The organism is Lutibacter sp. A64 (assembly GCF_022429565.1).
GTDB lineage: Bacteria > Bacteroidota > Bacteroidia > Flavobacteriales > Flavobacteriaceae > Lutibacter.
This window is the reverse complement of record NZ_CP092487.1, coordinates 1703322-1721021: the sequence shown is the minus strand read 5'-3', so window position 1 is coordinate 1721021 and position 17700 is coordinate 1703322. Positions and strand designations below refer to the sequence as shown.

Here is a 17700-nt window from a genome sequence, read left to right as displayed (position 1 = left end):
ACAAATAGAAACATCATAATTACATTAGATAAAATGTGTTTTTTGTGGTTTTTAGAGTTTGATTACTAGTTAATTAAGTTTTTTAAATGAGGGAAATTATAATTATCGGACTATTTTTATTGTTGTTGTTAAGTTGCACCAATGAAAAAAAATTAGAAATAACTTCACCAGATACTAATATTGAAGTAACAATCCATGTTAAAAGTGGAGATGTAACTTATGAAGTTTACTTTAAAGATTCGGTAATTATTAAACCTTCAAACTTGGGTTACTTATTAGAAAATTCAAAACCAATGAATGGGAATTTTTTTGTAAGTGATTTTAAAATATCAAATTCGAATACCACGTGGAAGCAAGTCTGGGGAAAAAATGAGGTAATTACAGATAATTTTAATCAACTTAAAATTTTTCTTCAAGAAAGAGTAGAGCCTTTTAGAAAAATGAATATTGTTTTTAAAGTGTATAATGATGGTATTGGATTTAGATATGAACTTCCGGAGCAAGCAAATTTAAAAGATATTTTAATTGCTGAAGAATTGACAGAGTTTAACTTTTCTAAAAATTATGAAGGTTGGTTTACACCAGCTAATTTTGATTCGTATGAGCAATTATTTCAAAATGCTCCGTTAAATTCAATTAAAACTGCAAATACACCAATAACTTTTGAAGCAAACAATGTGTTTATTAGTATTCATGAAGCTAATTTAACAGATTATGCAGACATGACATTATTTAAAAATGAAGCTATAGATTTTTCATTTAAAAGTAATTTGGTTCCTTGGCCAGATGGTATAAAAGTAAAGACTACTACACCTATGGTTTCGCCTTGGAGAACTTTGCAAATAACCGACAGCGCAGAAAAATTAGTGACATCTAATTTAATTTTAAATTTAAATGAACCTAATAAAATTGAAGACACCTCTTGGATTCAACCAATGAAATATATTGGTGTTTGGTGGGGAATGCATTTAGGTACTAGTACTTGGACTTTAGGTGAAAGACATGGAGCTACAACTGCTACAACAAAAAAATATATAGATTTTGCAGCCGAACATAATATTTCTGGTGTTTTGGTTGAAGGATGGAATACGGGTTGGGAAAATTGGGGTAAAAAAGGTGCATTCGATTTTTTAACACCTTATCCAGATTTTAATTTAAATGAAATTGCATATTATGCAAACTTAAAAAATGTTCAGTTTATTGGACATGTAGAAACAGGAGGAGATGCGGCTTATTTTGAAGATAATTTAGATAAAGTTTTAAGGTTGTATCATAATATAGGTGTAAAAGCTGTAAAAACAGGATATGCTGGTGCAATAAAAACTAAAGGACAATTTCATCACGGGCAATATATGGTAAATCATTATAGAAAAGTTGTAGAAAAGGCTGCAAAATATAATATTATGATAAATGTACACGAACCAATAAAACCAACTGGAATTAGAAGAACTTTTCCAAATATGATGACACGCGAAGGAGCTCGAGGAATGGAATGGAATGCTTGGAGTTCTGGAAATCCACCTGAACATTATACAATAATTCCTTTTACAAGAGGTTTGGCAGGGCCATTCGATTATACTCCGGGTACATTTGATATTTTATTTAAAAATTCAAAAGACAGAATAAAATGGAATGATTTAGATAATGGTACATCTAGAGTAAATACAACATTAGCTAAACAATTAAGTTTATTTGTTATTTTATATAGCCCAATGCAAATGGCTTCAGATTTAATTGAAAATTATAAAAATCAGCCAGCTTTTAAATTTATTGAAGATTTTGGAGTTGATTGGGAGGTCTCGAAAGTATTAAATGGTAAAATTGGAGAATATATAACCACTGTTAGAAAAGATAAAAATAGTGATAATTGGTTTTTAGGAAGTTGTACTGATGAAAATAAAAGGACCTTAGAAATAGAATTATCCTTTTTAGATGCTACTAAAAAATATATAGCTGAAATTTATGCAGATAGTGAGAATGCACATTGGAGAACAAATCCACAAGCAATTGAAATTTATTCAGAAGAAGTTGACTCTAATACTATCTTAAATTTAGAATTAGCTGCAGGTGGAGGACAAGCAATAAAATTTACACCTATTATAAACTAATCTCAATAAATAAAATTACTTATTTACTAGTATTAATAGTTCTTGCGTTTTGTGAAAAATCTCGAGAAAAACTTAATATAATGCCCTAGAGTATTCGGTATCTAAATGCTAATTATGGAGAAAATAATTGGTCTAAACTGAAAATGTTTTTAATTGACCAAATAAGTTATTATCAGCCAGGTATTTTTGGAATTCAAAGAAGGTCTTCAGCATCAAGTACATTTTTAGATAGTATTTTGGTTGGTTACAATTATATTGGAGTTGGTAGAGATGATGGAAAAGTAAAAGGAGAGAATAGTGCCATCTTTTACAATTCAAAAAAATTTAAAGTATCTGTAGAAAAATATGCAGTATTAAGCGATTCTAAAGATTGTAAATACCCTTCAGACCACTTACCAGTTTTTATAAAAAAAATTAATAGTTAATTAACTATTAAATGTGCAATATTTTTTCAGTAGTATTTCTATTTTAAGTATAAATATTTTATTCATAAATATTTAACATTTTTTTATTGTTAAAATAAATATCATTTAACTAATAATATGTGTTATTGGTCGAAATTATAAGTTAAAATATGTTAAATTTTAGTTATCTTTAACTATTATTAACTCAAATTTTTATACTAAATGATACAAAAAGTACTAAAACTGTTTTTAGTTTTTTGTTTACTGGCAAATGCTAGTATGCAAGCCCAAACGGTAACAGGAACTATTACTGACGCTACTGATGGAGTACCATTACCAGGCGTTAATGTAATTATTAAAGGCACGTCTACGGGTGTTTCATCCGATTTTGATGGTAATTATAGTATTGATGTAAATAGTGATACAGCTGTATTACAATTTTCATTTTTAGGTTATGCTGACCAAGAAATTACTGTAAATGGAAAAAGAACAATTAATGTTGCTTTAGTACAAAGTGCAGAGACTCTTGATGAAGTTGTTGTTACGGCATTAGGTATTTCAAGAGAAAAAAAATCTTTAGGTTACTCTGTATCTGAAGTTGATGGATCTTCAGTTTCACTTGCAAAAGAATCTAACGTTGTAAATTCACTTTCAGGTAAAGTAGCAGGGGTTGTTATTACACAATCTGCTTCAGGACCAGGTGGAGGAACAAGGGTTGTAATTAGAGGTAATAACTCAATTACAGGTAATAACCAACCATTATATGTGGTAGATGGTGTGCCAATTGACAACTCAGGTATTGGTTCTGCAAACGGATCCGGTGCAGGAGAGTATAGTAAGTCAGATTTAGGTACTGGTATTTCAGATTTAAACTCAGATGATATAGAGTCTATGTCTGTATTAAAAGGACCTAACGCAGCTGCACTTTATGGATCAAGAGCAAGTAATGGTGTAATTTTAATTACAACAAAAAAAGGAAGTCAAGATAAAGGATTAGGTATTTCATTATCTTCAAATATTTCTTTCCAAAACCCATTGTTTTTACCAGAATATCAAAATGAATATGGAGCTGGTAAAGATGGTGCTTTTGCTACTGATTTAACCGAATTAAAAAGTAATGGTTCTTGGGGGCCAAAATTTGATGGATCCGATCAGTTATATTACAATGGAGAAACTAGACCTTATGTGGCACAGCCAGATAATGTAAAAGATTTTTTCGAAACAGGATCTAGTATTGTTAATACTCTAGCAATTAGTAATAGTAACGAGAATTCTTCATTGCGTTTTTCTTATTCTAATACTTCAATGGATGCGATTGTTCCAAACTCTACTGTTGATAGAAATAACTTTAATTTAAGAGGTTTTAGTAAAATTACCGACAAATTTACGTTAGATGCTAAAGTAACATATTTTTTACAAGATGCTAAAAATCGTATTTCTCAAGGTACTGAAGGTATTATGGCTTATGTATACGGTATAAATAGAAATATTGATATAAACGATTTAAAAACATATCAAAACCTTGATGAAGGTTATGGTGTGCTTTCAGCTACAAATAGTGGAGGTAACCCTTATTGGATTCTTTATGAAGATAAAAACGAGGATAAAAGAAAACGTTTTTCAGGTTTTGCTAAAGCTCAGTATGATTTTTCAGATACCTTTAAGGCATTTGTTAGAGTAGGTACAGATGTAGTTTCACATGATACTGAAGGTTACCATGCTGTTGGGCATCATTTTTACTCACAAGGTACTATAAGTTATGGTTCTAACGAACGTTCTGAAACGAATTACGATTTTTTATTAATGTATAATGACGATCTTAATGACGATTTTAACTTAGCTTTAAATGTAGGTGGAAATGCATTACATTCTACTGTTAGATCTTCTAGTATTTCAGGGTCTGATTTTAAAATTCCTGGAAAATACTTTATAGGAAATACAGATGCTTTAAAATTAGGTGTTCGTCAATCAGATTTAATTGAAAAGAAAGTAAATTCTCTTTACGGTTCTGGTTCTTTAGCATATAGAGGAATGGTATATTTAGATGTAACTGGAAGAAATGACTGGTCTTCAGCACTTTCTAGTGAAAATAGATCTTATTTTTATAAATCTGCTAGTTTAAGTATGTTATTAGACAGAATGTTTGATTTTGGAGAGAATTCTAAAATTAACTTAGCGAAACTGCGTTTAAGTTATGCTAATGTAGGTAACGATACCAACCCTCAGCAAATTGTAAACTTATACGGTGTTGCTTCTAGTGGTTATTTAGGAAATATTACTGTTAATACTCCAAATATTAAATATAGCGAAAGCTTAAGACCTGAAGATGTAACTTCATCTGAAATTGGTTTTGAAATAAAAGCTTTTGACAATAGATTATTTGCAGACTTTACATATTACTCAATTTCATCTAAAGATTTAATTTTTGATGTACCAGTAGATCCTGCAACTGGATTTTCATATTTTAGAGAAAATGTAGGAGAGGTTTCAAATAAAGGTTTTGAATTTATGATAGGAGGTACTCCAATAATGAACGATGATTTTAGATGGGATGTTTCTTTAAACTTAGCTAAAAATGAAAACGAGCTAGTTAGTTTAATTGATGGTCAAGACTATTTTGAATTTAGTTCTACTAACAATGGAGTAGTTGATGTAAGAGCTCAAGTAGGAGAAGGGTTTGGAGATATTTATGGTAAAACTTGGAAAACTACAGAAGATGGACAACTATTATTAACATCAACAGGACGTCCACAAGCAAGTGAAGAGAGAACAAAATTAGGAAATTACCAACCAGATATGACAGGTGGGTTTAGTAATACATTTAATTATAAAGACTTTTCATTAAACTTTTTAATTGATTTTAGAATTGGTGGAGAAGTATATTCAGGTACAGACGCCGCATTAGATGCAAATGGTGTTTCTAAAAAAACATTACAATACAGAGAAGGTGGAATTACTGTTGATGGAGTTTGGGATAATGATGGAGTCTTAACACAAAATACTACTAATATTAGTGCTCAAGATTATTGGGGTGCTGTAAGTGGTATTGCTTCAGAATATATAATTGAACAAACTAATGCACGTTTAAGAGAGGTAAGTTTATCATACCACTTTCCAAACGCTATGTTAGAAAAAACATTTATTAAAAATGCTTCTTTAAGTTTAACAGGAAGAAATTTATTCTTTTTATATAAGAAAAGTGATAATTTTGATCCAGAAGCAAGTTATTCAACAAGTAATTTTGCACAAGGAGTATTGTTCTACAACTTGCCAACAACAAGTAGTTTAGGTTTAAGTTTAAACGTTAAATTTTAATAATTTTTGAAATGAAAAATATAAAAATAACAATATATAGTGTTTTAATGTTCTTCACATTTTCATGTACTGGAGATTTTGATGAAATAAACACAAACAATCAAGGATTTGAATCTTCAGATTTAAGTGCTAAATTTTTTATAACGCAACCACAACATACTTTATATGCTCCGGGGCGTTATGCATATTGGAGAGCGCATTTAATTCATGTAGATAGATATGCTGGACATTTTACATTTGGAAGTAATGTTTCTTGGTGGAATGATGGATTAGGTTATACTTACAATAGTGGTTATACAGATGCCGCTTGGGATTGGTTAGCTGGTTACTTTGGAGACATTAAAGGATTTATGGATTTAACAAAAACTGGTGCAGAATTTGAAAATGAAAAAATGTATGCAATGGGTTTAATTATGAAATCATTGTATTATCAAATGTATACAGATATTTTTGGAATGTTACCATATAGCGAAGCTGGTATTGATGGTAACTTAACTCCTAAATACGACTCTCAAAGAGATATTTATAAAGGAATTATTGCAGATTTGGATGAAGCAATGGCAATAATTGGAGACTCAGAAAGAACAGGTTCTGGTGTAGATGACGTAGATGAAAATGATGTATATTGTGGAGGAGATTTACAAAAATGGAAAAAATTAGCAAATACATTAAAATTAAGAGTAGGTATGCGCGCATTAGGTGCGCCAGGAGATGATTTTGCTTCAAGTACTATTACTTCAGCTTTAAGTACTCCTCTATTAGATGCTTCTTCAGGAAGTGTACTTATGGAAAAAGACGATATTATTGGTCAATGGAGTGCTGCAGCATATGGAGATGTATGGCATAATTTTAAAGGTGGAGGTTCTTGGTCAGTTGGAGCTACTTTAATAAACCAATTAAAGAATACTCAAGACCCAAGACTTCCAATTTATGCTTCACCAGCAGTTGGAGGAGAATTTACTTTTGAAATATCAGATGCTGATGACCAACAAAGATTAGATTTCTTAATGGGAGCTTTAGATGAAGCAGGAGCTGTTTACACAGCAACTACTTCTGGAAATATTACAACAATTAATGTTGAAGAAGGACAATATATAGGTCAGCCTACAAGATTAAATAGTGATATTCAACCAATGGTTAAAATAGATATGTATAGTGCACCAGGAGAATTAATTACTCAAAAAATGGGAGAAGGTGAAGATGTTTATCCAGAAATTGTTTTGACAAGTGCAGAGGCTTACTTTTTACAAGCAGAAGCAGCATTAAAAGGAATAGGTTCTGGTGATCCTCAAACTTTATTTGCTGATGGAATTAGAGAAGCTATGAAAATTTGGAACATTTCTGATGGTGATATAGAAACCTATATAAGCACTCAAGATGCAGCAAATATTAATACAGGAACTTTAGATGAAAAACTAGAAAAAATAGCTTTACAACGTTGGTTAGTAAGTTATACAGATGGTTTTGAAGCATGGGCTGTAGTTAGAGATACAGGATACCCTACAGAGTTATCTCAAGGGGTTTCAAATTCTATAATTTACGAATTAGGAACTTTAAATGGTGATTATCCACAACGTATGCGTTATGGTAGTGGGGCGCAAAGTAATCCTAATTATACGCAAGCGGTATCTGAACAAGGAGAAGATGTGCAAGCAACTAAATTATGGTTTGCTAAATAAATTTAAAGTAAATAATCTTTATAAAAAGATTTTATAAGTATAAATAGCCAAAACTTAGGGAACTGAGTTTTGGCTATTTTTTTAATTAAAAAAACGTAGTTATAAGATTTTTAAAAATTAATTAATCTTCTTATTTACTGGTTTTAGTTTACTACTTTCAATGGTTTAATGAAATGTAATTATTTAGAGTCTTGAATATCAGTAATTAGAGTTTTATTAAAAACAAATAAAACATAAAATGTCTATTTTACGTTTATTCATCATTTTAGAATGGTTGTTTGTCGAAAAATTTTAATTATTTCTTAAATATTATGTTAATTTGAAGTGTTAAGAAATTTTATAGAGTGTTTTATTATTATAATGAGTTTGTATATATAACACAAGAAATTTAAATTAGTTGAATTAAGTTTAGGAGAGCTGTTTTTTAATAGCTCTCTTTTTTTGTTTTAGATATTTATTTTTAAATAGTTATATTTGAGTAAAACTTGCTTATGAATTACAATAATAAATCACTTTCAATAAAATCTTGGGCTGAAGATGATAGACCCAGAGAAAAATTATTGTTAAAAGGTAAATCAGCACTTTCTGATGCTGAATTAATAGCTATTTTAATTGGATCTGGAAATAGAAATGAAAGCGCAGTAGATCTCTCTAAAAAAATATTAAATTCCATAGATAATAGTATTAATAAATTAGGAAAACTAACCGTTTTAGACTTACAAAAATTTAAAGGAATTGGAGAAGCAAAAGCAATTTCAATAATTACAGCTCTAGAACTTGGCAGAAGAAGAAGGTTAGAAGAAGCATTAGAATTACCTAAAGTAACCAGTAGTAAAGCTGTTTTTAGTATTATGCAGCCAATAATTGGAGAGCTACAACATGAAGAGTTTTGGATAATTTTTTTAAACAATTCTAATAAAGTATTATACAAACAACAATCTAGTAAAGGTGGTTTAACTGGTACCTTAGTAGATGTACGGTTGGTGTTTAAAAAAGCTATAGAATTGTATGCTACAGCAATTATATTATGTCACAACCATCCCTCAGGAAAACTACAGCCTAGTAATGCCGATAAGTTAATAACTTCCAAATTACAAAAAGCAGGAGAAACTTTAGATATTAAAGTTTTAGATCATTTAATTATAACAGAAAATGCGTACTTTAGCTTTGCCGATGAAAGTTTGATGTAGTTTTTTGAAATAAGTTGAATAGTTAAACGGTTAAAAAGTTGAAAGTGAAGAAATACTGAAGACGAAAGAAATTATAAACGGCGACTGAACGGCGTCGAAGCTTGAGTTACTATAACATAGACTAAACCAATAAACTATTCAAAAATTATAACAACTAGCAACTAAAAATCAACAACCAACAACCAAAAATTAAAATAGTGCTCTTAGTTTATACACATAAAATTACACCGCGGGTAAATTATATTTTTAAGCATTTTTTTGTAAGAATTTTACAAATACCAGTTGTTTTTACAACTAAGGTAGATGAATTTGTTGCACACAATGGACCAAAAATAACCTATTGTAAATCTCCTTTAGGTTCAGAGTTTTTTATTAGAAGCCATGATTTATTATTTGAACAAGGAATTAATGATATTGATATAAATATTTTAAATTGGGATGATGTTCCTTGTTTTTTTCCAGCAGGAGAAGCATCAAGTATTCCTTTTGATATTTTTGCTGCAAGTTTTTATTTAATAAGTAGGTACGAAGAGTACCTTCCTCACGTACAAGATATACACGAGCGTTTTCCTGTTGAAGAGAGTATTGCTTTTAAAAATAATTTTTTAGAGCAACCATTAGTAGATATTTGGGCATATAAATTTTTAGAACTTTTAAAAGAAAAATTTCCAACTTATAATTATAAAAAAAGAACATTTAAATTAATTTCAACAATAGATGTAGATACTGCATTTGCCTATAAACACAAAGGTGTTGTTAGGTCTTTAGGAGGGTATTTGTTAGACATTGTTGGTTTTAAATTTGTTAATTTTTGGCATCGTTTATCGGCACATTTAAACCTAAGAAAAGATCCATACGATACATTTTCTGAGTTGTTAAAATTTAAAAAAGAACATAATATCACTACCCTATTTTTCTTTTTAATAGGAGATTATACTACATTCGATAAAAACATTTCATTTAATAATAGCAAATTTAAATCGCTTATAAAATCTGTAGCAGATTATGCTAAAATTGGTTTACATCCATCTTATTTTGCTTTTAAAAATATAGAAAAGTTAAAAAAAGAAAAGTTAAGGTTAGAAAATATAACAAATACACCAATTGTTTTTTCACGTCAGCATTATTTAAGGCTAAGTATTCCTGAAACGTATCAAAATTTAATAGATTTAGATATTTTAGAAGATTATACAATGGGTTATGCAAAAAGAGTTGGTTTTAGAGCTAGTACTTGTACACCTTTTTATTTTTACGATTTAGATTTTGAAATTAAAACACCTTTAAAAATAATTCCGTTTGCATTTATGGATGTTACTTTAAAAGATTATATGGAACTTTCAAATAAAGAAAGTTTAGAGGAAATATTAAAACTAAAAGAAGAAGTACAAAAAGTGAATGGAACTTTTGTGAGCTTATTTCATAATGAAACACTAAGCGAAAATGAGCGATGGCAAGGTTGGACCTCCATTTATAAACAAATGTTGAGTTAAATTGCATGATTCGATATTTAAAAAACAATGAACTAAATTTATCTAAATACAATACGTGTATAAAAGCTTCTGTAAATTCACGTATCTATGCATTTAGTTGGTATTTAGATTGTGTAGCTGATAATTGGGATGCACTGGTTTTGAATGATTATGAGGCTGTTATGCCGTTGCCTTGGCGACAAAAATATTTTATAAAATATATTTACCCGCCTGCTTGGACACAGCAATTAGGTGTATTCTCTCCAAATCCAATTTCAGAGAAATTAGTATTAGATTTTATAAAAGCAATTCCTAAGAAATTTAAAAAAATAACGATTCAATTTAATTCTGAAAATAAATTTCAACATAAAAATGTAACTGAACGAATAAATTATGTCTTGCCTTTAAATAAACCTTATGAGGATATTTATAAAGGGTTTAATTCTAATAGAAAAAGAGATTTGAAGAGGGTTTTTAAAGAAAATTACAATATTAATTTCAATATTGCTCCAAAAGAATTTTTAGATTTTTATTTAAGTGTTTCTCATAATTATAAGATAAATAAAACTCAAATTGAAACATTAAAGAGATTGTTAAATTCTAAAAACAAAATAATTCATTTAGTGGGAGTTTATGTAAAAAATATATTAGAAGGAAGTATATTATTCCTAATTGATAAAAATAGAATTACAAATTTAGTTCCTATAACTTCAGATTTAGGAAAAGAGAAAAGATTAACTACATTAATACTAAATGAAATTATTTATAAATATGAAAATACTGATAGAGTTTTAGACTTTGAAGGCTCTATGGTTAAAGGTGTTGCTAGTTTTTATAAAAGTTTTGGGGCGGAAAAAGAATCTTATACTGCTTTTTTTTATAAAAATGTCATTTAATGTGATTGTATTTTAATGTATAGTAATAAAAAAATAGTAACATAGATAAAATACCTGTAAACCACATTAATATTGCTGAAGTTATTGCAGCACCTAATATTCCATACTTTGGAATAAGTATATAATTCAATAAAATGTTAATTAACAAAGCTATTGATGTAATTATAAAATTAGCACTTGCTTTTCCAATAGATGATAATAAATTTCCAAAAATTCCACGTAAAATTAAAATACCAGTAACACCAAAAGTTAGTGTTAATAATGTTGATTCAAATTGAATATATTCTTTATTGAAAAATAACAGGATATAATGTGCAAACATGTAAATAAAACCAAAGCAAGTGAAACTAATAAGAATAAACAATTTTAAATAATTTAGAATGTATTTTTTTATATATTCTTTTTTATATATTTTTTCAGTAAAATTTACAAAATCTGTTGTTATTACTACTTGTGATAAAAACAAGAAACTAAAAGGAATTAATGAAATGTATTTGTAAGCTGTTACTAATTCTAAATTATTTAAAATACTTCCAATCAATAAAATATCAATAGCAAAAAGAAGTTGAGTTGTTACGTTTGAAAGACTAGCAAAAAAACCATATTTCCAGAATGAAAAATTAATAATTTTAAGATTCACCTTTTCATTCCATTTTATATTGATTTTACTTAGAAAATACAAACAAGTTATTATAGGGGTAATTATTAAAGAAATAGCGTAACCAAATTCATTAAAATAGTAACTTAAAAGAGTGACAAAAAATACCAATAGCAGGTTATAAGTAACCTCTATATATGAGAATAATTTATTGTTTTTATATAATCTAAATTGAATCTTTATTAATCCGAAAACAAAATGAGCTGTAATTGCAGATGTTAAAAGAATAAGATAAAATCGTGTGTTTTCTAATTTGAAATCAATTAAAAAAGAACCTACAATTAAAAGTCCAATTAATAGAAAGCTAACTAAAATTCCATATTTTAACGTATAAATAAATAATTTGTTTTTTTCTTTATTAAGTTTTAATAGTGCCCCGTATCTTAATAAACCTTGATTTAGCCCCATTCCAGCCATAGGAATGATAAATGAAATTATTTGAAAAGCATATATTACCGCCCCTAATTCTTTACTAGGGATTAATTGTAAGGCAATCCACGAAGCAAGAAAAGAAAGTAGTCTTGAAATTATTGTGGCAATAAAAACGTAATTTCCAGATCTTTTAATAAAATTTGAGATAAAACTTAGCAACTTATATTTTTTAAAGTCTTATAATATAAATTAGAATATAATTTACAGATTATATTAATTCCAAAATTTTCATCAGCATATTTATGCATTTCATTTTTATTTGGAACTAATTTTTTTTGATAAATATTTAGAATTGCTTTTTCTAAAGCAATTTCATCTTTAGGTTGTATTAAATATCCAAACTCGCTTGGGAAAAATTCAGAAATACCTCCAACGTTTGTCGATACAACAGGAACTCCACATGAGAACGATTCAATTATAACACAAGGTAGGTTTTCATAATTGCTAAATAATATAGAAACATTAGACTCTTTTAAAATTTCAGCAACTTTTTTATGGGGTATTTGTTCTTTAATATAAATATTTTTAATACCTAAATTTTTAATTTGATTCTTATAATTTTTAGAGTTATTACCAATTAAATTAAATTTCATATTTGGAATGTAGTTTTCAAGTTTTTTAATTGTATTTAAAATACCAGCTATATTTTTAATTTCATTATTCATGCCTGAAATATGAGTAATAATAAATTGTTCTGTTTTCTTTTTATAAGTATTAAAAATTGTTGTATCTACAACATTTGGGATATTATAAAAATTGCCTTTTAAACCAAATTTAATCATTGAATTTGTTAGATTTTGCGATACAGGGCATACATACTTAGCATACCTAACTATTATTTTAGTAGTTAATTTTTGTAGAATTCCAATTGACTTGTTTAATGGTAATTGATATCCACTCCAATGCTCAGAAATAATATAAGGTTTGTTTTTAAACCATTTTAAATACAATGCTATAATTCCTTTAGGAAAAGTGATATTAAGATGTGTTAAGTCAAAATCTCCAATTGAGTTGATTTCTCTTAAATAAGTATATAAAAAAGAAAAGAATTTTGAAATTCTATTAGAAGCTTTAGGAAGGTAAATAACTTTAGTTAACACATTATTTATAAGGTTAGTAGTTTGTTCTTTACTTTTTATATTTTCATCTGTAACTACGTAAATTAGTGTAACTTTATGTTTTGTTGCCACAGCTTCTGCATGTCTTTGAATAAAATCTCCATTTTGAGGCGAAACTCTTGAGGGGTACCACCCACTTAAAAATAATATGTGTAATTTTTTATTCAATAACATAATTTTAACAAATATAATGGTTAAAATAGTTTTTAAGGTCTGTATTATATTCATATTTTTATCAAATGAAAATAAACCACATATTTTTCGACTTAGATCATACACTTTGGGATTTTGAAACAAATTCTGATATTGCATTCGATACAATTTTTAAAAAGCATAATGTTAAAGTAGATTTAGAAAAATTTCTAAATTATTATAGAGGTATCAATCAAAAATATTGGAAACTGTATAGAAATGAGCAGGTTACTAAAGAAGAGTTAAGAGTTGGTAGATTAAAAGATACTTTTCAAATAATAAAGTTTAAAGCTACTAGTAACTTAATAGACAATTTGGCCGAAGATTATATAGAGTATTTACCAGATAATAATCAGCTTTTTGAAGGTACTTATGAACTTTTAGAGTATCTAAAACCAAATTATCAAATGCATATTATTACAAATGGTTTTAATGAAGTACAAACAAAAAAAATAAAAAATTCTGGGTTAGACACGTATTTTAATCAAGTAATAACTTCCGAAAGTGCAGGCGTTAAAAAACCAAATCCACATATTTTTAATTTTGCTTTAAGTAAGGCAAATGCAACATCTAAAGAGTCTATTATGATTGGCGATAATTGGGAAGCAGATATTATGGGAGCAAAAAATGTAGGCTTAGATGTTATATTTTGTAATTTTAACAAAGAACCTGTTTCAGAAAACATTAAATCTGTAAATTTGTTAAGCGAAATAAAAAAATACCTTTAAAAAATATATTATGAATAAATCTAGTTTAGTTGCTTTTTTATTAATTTTAAGTAGCACGTTCACTTTTGCCCAAAAAAGTATCAATGATTATAAGTATATAATTATTCCAAAACAATACGAATTTCAAAAAAGTGAAGATGCCTACCAAATTAATTCATTAACTAAATTTTTGTTTGAAAGAGCGGGTTTTACCGCATACTTTTCAACAGATATATATCCAGATGAATTAGCTAATAATGGATGTATGGCTTTAAAAGCAATTTTAAAAGATGATTCTGGAATGTTTAGTACAACAATAAGTATTGATTTAATAGATTGTTATAATAATACTATTTTTTCAACACACCAGGCAAAATCTAAAATTAAAGAATATAAAAAAGCATATCATGCAACTATAAGAGAGGCATTTGTAGATATTGAAGCATTAAATTATAGCTATAATGCCACTTCTTCTATAGCAGAAAGTAGTAGTACCATTAAAACTTTAAAGACTAAAGAAGTAGAAAAGACTGAAGTTAAAGAAGTATTGCCAAAAGTAACTGAATCAAAAATTTCTGAAGAAGTAAAAACAGATAAAACTGTAGCAACAGCTACCTTAACTAGCGAAAAAATTAAGGCAAAATATAATGTAGATACAGTAGAAAAAGAGCGTGCTTCTTCAATAGTGGGAGCCTATTTACTTGATACTTGGGGAAAAAGTAATATTACTAAAAGCAACAATGAATATATTGTTACTGGTGGTGATGAAAATGTAGAGCTTGCTACTATTTACACAACTTCAAAACCAAATATTTACATTATAAAATGGCGTGCTTTTAAACAACCACAATTAGTTGAAGTTGATGCTAATGGAAATTTAAATGTAGACACGGTTAACGGTAAAAAAACATATAAACGTATTTAGTTGAGTAGTTTAAAAGGTTATAAAGGTTTAAAGTAGCAAAGTTGAAACTGTGAGGTTTAAGGTTGAAGAATTTTTAAATAACTTATTTTAATTGCTATTGCTATGGTGAGTTTCAAATGTTATGGAAAATGCGACTGCAGCAATCTATTGGTTTAAAACTGTAAGGTTTTAAAATTCTAATCTGTATAGGTATAAAATTAAAATTTTTAAATGTTATATGTAGGTTTAATTACATTTCGATTGTTGACTAATAACCAGCAACCATTAACTAATACCCATATTTATCTTTCCACCTAGTTTTTAAAAATGCTCGAAGGTTATTTTCTCTTGGATTATTTCCTGGTTCAAATAATGTAGTGTTTTTTATGTCGTCGGGTAAAAATTCTTGTTCTGCAAAATTATTTTCATAGTTATGCGAATATTTGTACTCTTTACCATAATCTAATTCTTTCATTAGCTTTGTAGGAGCGTTTCTTAAATGCAATGGTACAGATAAGTCGCCAGTTTCTCTAACTAACGCCTGAGCCTTCCCTATGGCTTCATAACTAGCATTGCTTTTAGGCGAACTTGCCAAATAAACCGCACACTGACTTAATATAATTCGTGATTCTGGAAAACCAATAGTAGTTACTGCCTGAAATGTATTATTTGCCATAATTAAAGCAGTAGGATTGGCATTTCCAATATCTTCACTCGCTAAAATAAGCAATCTTCTAGCAATAAATTTGGCATCTTCTCCGCCTTCAATCATTCTTGCAAGCCAATAAACAGCTCCGTTAGGATCGCTACCTCTAATAGATTTTATAAATGCTGAAATAATGTCGTAATGTTGCTCGCCGGTTTTGTCGTATAAAACCGTGTTTTTTTGAATTTTTGAAAGTACCATATCATTAGTAATTTCAATAGGCTCTTCTTCAGAATTTACTACCAATTCAAAAATATTTAATAATTTTCTAGCATCGCCACCAGAAACTCGTAACAAAGCTTCTGTTTCTTTTATTTTTATATCTTTTTCTGAAATATAAATATCTGTTTGTAAAGCGCGTTCTAATAATTCTTCTAGATCTTTTTTACTGAAGGAATTTAAAATATAAACCTGGCAGCGAGAAAGCAATGCGGGAATTACTTCAAAACTAGGGTTTTCAGTAGTTGCACCAATTAAAGTAACCCAACCTTTTTCTACAGCACCTAGTAAAGAATCTTGTTGAGATTTACTAAACCTATGGATTTCATCAATAAATAAAATAGGATTTTTATCTGTAAATAATCCACCACTTTGTTTTGCCTTAGCAATAACATCTCTTACATCTTTTACACCAGAACTAATGGCGCTAAGTGTGTAAAATGGTCTTTTAGATTCTTGTGCAATAATATTTGCTAAGGTAGTTTTTCCTATTCCTGGAGGTCCCCATAAAATTAATGAAGGTATTATACCTCTTTTAATATGTTGCGTTAAAGCACCGTTTTTACCTACCAAATGTTGCTGACTAATATAGTCATCTAAAGTTTTTGGTCGTATGCGTTCAGCTAATGGTTCATTCATTCTGTAAAAATACTAATTATGTAGCATTTTTTAATTATGATTTTCGAATTTCGTTTAGGTACGTTGAACAACAATTACACATTAAACACAGATCAATTGAGAGGGCGGTATAACAGAAGCAATTTCATCAACTTTATTTAGTATGTTATTTCTAGGTCTAAACAAACAGACTGCTTCACTTCACAAAAGTTCCGTTCGCAGTGACGTAACTTTCTAATTTAGTAGCCTTCCAACCTTTAAACCTTTCAACTATAATTAAACAATTCAACATTTATAAGAATTACTGACAATATTTCAGATTAAAATAGAATGGACTTATATTTGTTATTTATAAGTTATGGAGCAACAGAATTTTAAATATAATAGGGGAGTAGTTGTATTTCCTATTTTAATAATTTGCTTGTTGTGGTTTATTTATTTTATTGAGATTAAATTTGGTTATAATTTTAATAAATTTGGTATATATCCACAAACCTTAAGTGGATTAAAAGGTGTCTTGTTTTCGCCTTTTATACATAGCTCTACAAAGCACTTATTTAACAATTCCATTCCATTATTTGTAATGTTGGGGAGCTTATATTATTTCTATAGAAACATTGCAAATAAGGTACTTATTTTAGGCTTGTTACTTACAGGTTTGTTAACCTGGTCTTTTGCAAGGCCTTCATATCATATTGGTGCAAGCGGCGTAGTTTATCTATTAGTTAGTTTTATATTTTTTAGCGGAATTTTTAGAAAATACTACAGATTAACGGCATTGTCTTTAATTGTAGTTTTTTTATATGGAAGTATGGTTTGGTATATTTTTCCTACAGAAGAAAGAATATCCTGGGAAGGACATCTATCAGGTTTTTTAGTGGGGCTTATTTTTTCTTACTTTTTTAGGAAGCAAGGTCCACAACCAGAAAAATTTCAATTTACGGAAAATAAAGATTTTGAAAATTTATTTGATGAACACGGTAATTATAATCCACCAGAAGAAGAACCTGTAACTGATGAAAAATTAACGGTGAATTATGAATATAAAATTACAAAAGAGAAGAATAAATAGTTGAAATTAAACA

13 protein-coding genes are annotated in these 17700 nt (G+C 28.4%); 10 read left to right on the top strand and 3 right to left on the bottom strand.

Features of this window, described 5'->3' with window-relative positions; all coding sequences use genetic code 11:
- Window positions 1-86: 86 nt before the first annotated feature.
- The 7 genes from MKD41_RS07285 (at window position 87) to MKD41_RS07255 (ending at window position 11061) form a co-directional block, all read left to right on the top strand.
- A complete protein-coding gene (locus MKD41_RS07285) occupies window positions 87-2108 on the top strand; it encodes a glycoside hydrolase family 97 protein (protein ID WP_240244773.1) in 2022 nt (673 codons plus the stop codon).
- Between the two features lie 143 nt (window positions 2109-2251).
- Window positions 2252-2533, top strand: a complete 282-nt coding sequence (locus MKD41_RS07280) for a hypothetical protein (protein ID WP_240244772.1) — start codon at window positions 2252-2254, stop codon at window positions 2531-2533.
- 201 nt (window positions 2534-2734) lie between these two features.
- Window positions 2735-5827, top strand: a complete 3093-nt coding sequence (locus tag MKD41_RS07275) for a SusC/RagA family TonB-linked outer membrane protein (RefSeq protein WP_240244771.1) — start codon at window positions 2735-2737, stop codon at window positions 5825-5827.
- Between the two features lie 11 nt (window positions 5828-5838).
- Window positions 5839-7506, top strand: a complete 1668-nt coding sequence (locus tag MKD41_RS07270; protein WP_240244770.1) for a SusD/RagB family nutrient-binding outer membrane lipoprotein — start codon at window positions 5839-5841, stop codon at window positions 7504-7506.
- A 491-nt stretch (window positions 7507-7997) separates the two neighbouring features.
- Complete coding sequence (gene radC / locus MKD41_RS07265; RefSeq protein ID WP_240244769.1) at window positions 7998-8696, top strand: RadC family protein; 699 nt, start codon at window positions 7998-8000, stop codon at window positions 8694-8696.
- A gap of 197 nt (window positions 8697-8893) precedes the next feature.
- Window positions 8894-10186, top strand: a complete 1293-nt coding sequence (locus MKD41_RS07260) for a polysaccharide deacetylase family protein (RefSeq protein ID WP_240244768.1) — start codon at window positions 8894-8896, stop codon at window positions 10184-10186.
- Between the two features lie 5 nt (window positions 10187-10191).
- A complete protein-coding gene (locus MKD41_RS07255) occupies window positions 10192-11061 on the top strand; it encodes a hypothetical protein (protein WP_240244767.1) in 870 nt (289 codons plus the stop codon).
- On the opposite strand, the gene MKD41_RS07250 is transcribed toward MKD41_RS07255, so the two are convergent.
- Both MKD41_RS07250 and MKD41_RS07245 read right to left on the bottom strand, forming a co-directional pair.
- Window positions 11054-12310, bottom strand: coding sequence for a polysaccharide biosynthesis C-terminal domain-containing protein (locus MKD41_RS07250; RefSeq protein WP_240244766.1), 1257 nt, complete (start codon window positions 12308-12310; stop codon window positions 11054-11056). The genes MKD41_RS07255 and MKD41_RS07250 overlap by 8 nt on opposite strands.
- Entirely contained in the window at window positions 12304-13497 is a 1194-nt protein-coding gene (locus tag MKD41_RS07245; protein ID WP_240244765.1) for a glycosyltransferase, read from the bottom strand. The genes MKD41_RS07250 and MKD41_RS07245 overlap by 7 nt, the downstream gene beginning before the upstream one ends.
- Before the next feature lie 11 nt (window positions 13498-13508).
- Between MKD41_RS07245 and MKD41_RS07240 the strand changes: the two genes are divergently transcribed.
- Window positions 13509-14189: a YjjG family noncanonical pyrimidine nucleotidase gene (locus MKD41_RS07240; protein WP_240244764.1), complete on the top strand. Its 681-nt coding sequence runs from the start codon at window positions 13509-13511 to the stop codon at window positions 14187-14189.
- Window positions 14190-14199: 10 nt separating this feature from the next.
- Complete coding sequence (locus MKD41_RS07235; protein WP_240244763.1) at window positions 14200-15093, top strand: hypothetical protein; 894 nt, start codon at window positions 14200-14202, stop codon at window positions 15091-15093.
- Window positions 15094-15361: 268 nt separating this feature from the next.
- Here the strand turns inward: MKD41_RS07235 and MKD41_RS07230 are convergent, their stop codons facing one another.
- The gene (locus MKD41_RS07230) at window positions 15362-16636 is read right to left on the bottom strand and encodes a replication-associated recombination protein A (RefSeq protein WP_240244762.1); all 1275 of its coding nucleotides are present in this window, start codon (window positions 16634-16636) and stop codon (window positions 15362-15364) included.
- A gap of 337 nt (window positions 16637-16973) precedes the next feature.
- On the opposite strand from MKD41_RS07230, the gene MKD41_RS07225 reads away from it, so the two are divergent.
- Window positions 16974-17687, top strand: coding sequence for a rhomboid family intramembrane serine protease (locus MKD41_RS07225; protein WP_240244761.1), 714 nt, complete (start codon window positions 16974-16976; stop codon window positions 17685-17687).
- Window positions 17688-17700: the final 13 nt, after the last annotated feature.